We start from the raw sequence: 3,098 nt of genomic DNA, 5'->3' as shown, positions 1-3,098 counted from the left end.
TTCGCCGACGCCCTGCCGAAGACGCTGTCGGGCGGCATGAAGCAGCGCTGCGCCATCGCGCGCGCCTACGCGGTCGACCCCGCCATCCTGCTCATGGACGAACCCTTCGGCGCCCTCGATGCCCTGACCCGCGTCGGCCTGCAGGACCAGCTCCTGCAGACATGGAGCCGCGAGCGCCGCACCGTGATCTTCATCACCCACGACGTCGAGGAGGCGGTCTACCTCGCGAGCCGCGTCGTCGTGATGGCGGCGCGCCCCGGCCGCCTCCACTGCGTCGTCCCGGTCGACCTGCCATATCCCCGCACCGAGGAGATGCGCCTGTCGCCGCATTTCGCGGAGCTGCGCAACCGTGTGTGGCGCGCCGTCTACCACCCCGACCGCGATCAGGAGTTCATGTCATGCTGACCCGCCGCACTCTCCTGGCGGCGGGGGCCGCCGCGCTGACGCTGCCCCGCGTCGCCCACGCCGCCGCGCCGAAGTCCGTGCGGGTCGGCTACATCGGGGATTTCCCGAACGCGAGCCTCTTCGCCGTCGCGAACGACCAGAAGTTGTGGGAACCCGAGGGGCTCGTGCCCGATCTCAAGGTGTTCACCAACGGCCCGATCCAGGTGCAGGCCATGGGGGCAGGCAGCCTCGACTTCGGCACCATCGGCCCCGGCGCCCTGTGGCTACCGGCGAGCGGCCGCGCCAAGGTGGTGGCGATCAACGACGTCGGCTTCAGCGACCGCCTCATTGCCCAGCCCGGCATCGCGTCGATCGCCGACCTGAAGGGGAAGAAGGTCGGCGTGCCGCAGGGCACGTCCGGCGACATGATCCTGCGGCTCGGCCTCGCCAAGGCGGGCCTGACGATCAAGGACATGCAGGTGGTGCCGATGGACCCGAGCACCGTGGTGGCGGCCTTCTCGTCGGGCCAGATCGACGGCGCCGGGATCTGGAACCCGCTCGTCGACGTCATCCGCCGCCGCGTGCCGGACCTGAAGGAGCTCGCCGCCAACCGCGACTTCTATCCCGACGTGTCCTTCGTCAACGCCGTCGTGGCCCGCAACGAGGTCGTGAGCGGCGACCCGGATCTCGCGCGCAGCTTCGTCAGCGTCGTGAAGAAGGCGATCGACTACCGGGCCGCCAACCTCGACCGCACCGTGGAACTGACGTCGGCCCTCATCCATGTGCCGGTCGACGTGCTGATGCCGGTCGCGAAGAGCCGCCTTCTGCTCACCAGCGCCCAGCTCGACGCCTTCACCCGCGACGGGACGGTCGACAGGTGGCTGGGGCGGTTCAACGCCATGTTCAAGGAATTCGGCACGGTCGCCGATCCGCTTCCGCCGAACCAATACTACGACGGAAAGCTGTTCCTGTCGGCATGACTGAGCTCCGGCGGGAGCCGGCGGATGCCTGTGCGCCTTGATCAGGCCCGGTGAGCCCGGCAAGCTCCGGCCGGGTCCGACGGGAGACGACGCATGGGTGGGACGAGCACCTCTGACATCGGCGGGCAGGCGCCGGGCTTCTACCGGTTCAGGGTCGGGGCCTTCACGGCCGTCGCGCTGCACGATGGCGTGCTGGTGCGCGACCGGCCCCCGCATTTCGTCCGCAACGCGGACACCGACGAGGTCGGGGAAGCCTTCGCGGCCTGCGGGATGGCGCGGGACAAGCTGACGCAAACCTTCCACGCCCTGGCGGTCGAGACCCGCGACGGCGTCGTCCTGATCGACACCGGGATGGGCGCGGGCGCGGGGCCCGCTGCCGGACGGCTGCCGGCGAGCCTCGCCGCGGCGGGCATCGATGCCGCCGCCGTGAGCTCGGTAATCATCAGCCACTTCCACGGCGACCACATCGGCGGCCTGCGCGGGCCGGACGGCACGGCGGCCTTCCCCAACGCCGAAGTCCTGGTGCCCGAGGTGGAATGGGACGTCTGGTTGGGCGACGCGGCTCACCTGCCCGACGCGCTGAAAGGCACCGCCGCCTCCGCCCATCGCGCCTTCGACCCCATCGCGGCCGACGTGCGCCGCTACGCCTTCGGCGAGGAGCTGCTCCCCGGCTTCACGCCTTGGACGCGAGCGGGCACACGCCCGGCATGGCCGCCATCGAGATCGCGTCGGTGGACGAGGCGACGATGTTCGTCGCCGACATCACCAACAACCCGCTCGTCTTCGCCCGGCATCCGGAGTGGCAGGCCATGTTCGACATGGACCTGGAAAAGGCCATTGCGACGCGGCGGCGCCTGCTCGACCGCGCTGCCGCCGACCATCTTCGCCTGTCGTTCTTCCACGCCCCCTTCCCGGCGACGGGCTACGTCATCAAGAGCGGCGGCGGGTACGACTACGTCTCGGCGCTGTGGACGGCGTCCTGACCCGATCGCACGGCCCGCCATGCCTCACCCCTTCCCCCCCGGGCGGGAGCGCGGATCAGGCGCCCGCCCGGGCCGTCCCGGTCCGGTGGCGGCTGACCTCTGCGCCGTCCTCCGCTTTGAGGAGCAGGAAACCCGGCAGCGCCAGCAGCGGGATGATGGCGGTGAGCAGGAAGGTCTCGTGGAAGCGCGCGGGCGTCAGCGCCTCGCCGTGGCGGCTGAGCCAGGTCAGCACCGTGGCGGCCACCGACACGCCGAAGCTGACGCTGAGTTGCTGGAGCACGCCTCCGATGCTGGTGGCCCGGCTCAGCTCCGCGGCGGGTAGGTCGGCGTAGGACAGTGTGTTGGACGTCATGAACTGCGTCGACCGCATCAGGCCGAAGGCGAAGATGTAGGCCGCCACGGCCCAATGCGGGGTCGACGGCTCGAGCAGCGCGAAACCGGCGACCACCAGGGCGCCGAGCACAGCGCTCCAGCTCAGCACGCTCCTGAAGCCGAACCAGCGCAGCAGGCGTCCGGCCGTGACGCGCACGAAGACGGCGCCGATGCTGCTCACGAAGGTGAGCGAGCCCGACGCGACGGGGCTCATGCCGAACCCGACCTGCAGCATCAGCGGCAGCAGGAAGGGAGCGCCGTTGAGCCCGACGCGGCAGAGGCCGCCGGCCAGCGTGCCGACCGCGAAGGAGCGGTGCCGGAACAGCCGCAGGTCCACGGCCGGATGCGCGACCCGCCGGGCGTGGAGGCCGAAGGCGAG

At 70.9% G+C, this 3,098-nt stretch carries 4 protein-coding genes and 1 pseudogene; 4 read left to right on the top strand and 1 reads right to left on the bottom strand.

Going from position 1 to position 3,098, the window contains the following annotated elements; genetic code table 11:
- The 4 genes and pseudogenes from D3273_RS27335 to D3273_RS28950 all read left to right on the top strand — a co-directional run.
- The coding region (locus D3273_RS27335; protein ID WP_165359746.1) for an ABC transporter ATP-binding protein at positions 1 to 405 on the top strand (405 nt) is incomplete at its 5' end.
- Positions 402 to 1,364, top strand: a complete 963-nt coding sequence (locus D3273_RS27330; RefSeq protein ID WP_428977816.1) for an aliphatic sulfonate ABC transporter substrate-binding protein — start codon at positions 402 to 404, stop codon at positions 1,362 to 1,364. The genes D3273_RS27335 and D3273_RS27330, both read left to right, overlap by 4 nt.
- A gap of 93 nt (positions 1,365 to 1,457) precedes the next feature.
- Positions 1,458 to 1,835, top strand: a pseudogene (locus tag D3273_RS30100) (MBL fold metallo-hydrolase); the annotation flags it as partial.
- A 236-nt stretch (positions 1,836 to 2,071) separates the two neighbouring features.
- Positions 2,072 to 2,347, top strand: coding sequence for an MBL fold metallo-hydrolase (locus D3273_RS28950; protein ID WP_207210926.1), 276 nt, complete (start codon positions 2,072 to 2,074; stop codon positions 2,345 to 2,347).
- 55 nt (positions 2,348 to 2,402) lie between these two features.
- Here the strand turns inward: D3273_RS28950 and D3273_RS27320 are convergent.
- On the bottom strand, positions 2,403 to 3,098 hold a 696-nt coding region (locus D3273_RS27320), incomplete at its 5' end, for an MFS transporter (protein WP_129230150.1).

It is taken from the genome of Lichenibacterium minor, assembly GCF_004137685.1.
In the GTDB taxonomy this organism is placed as follows: Bacteria; Pseudomonadota; Alphaproteobacteria; order Rhizobiales; family Beijerinckiaceae; genus Lichenihabitans; species Lichenihabitans minor.
Note: the sequence above shows the minus strand (reverse complement) of the source record. Positions and strands in the feature narration are given on the sequence as shown.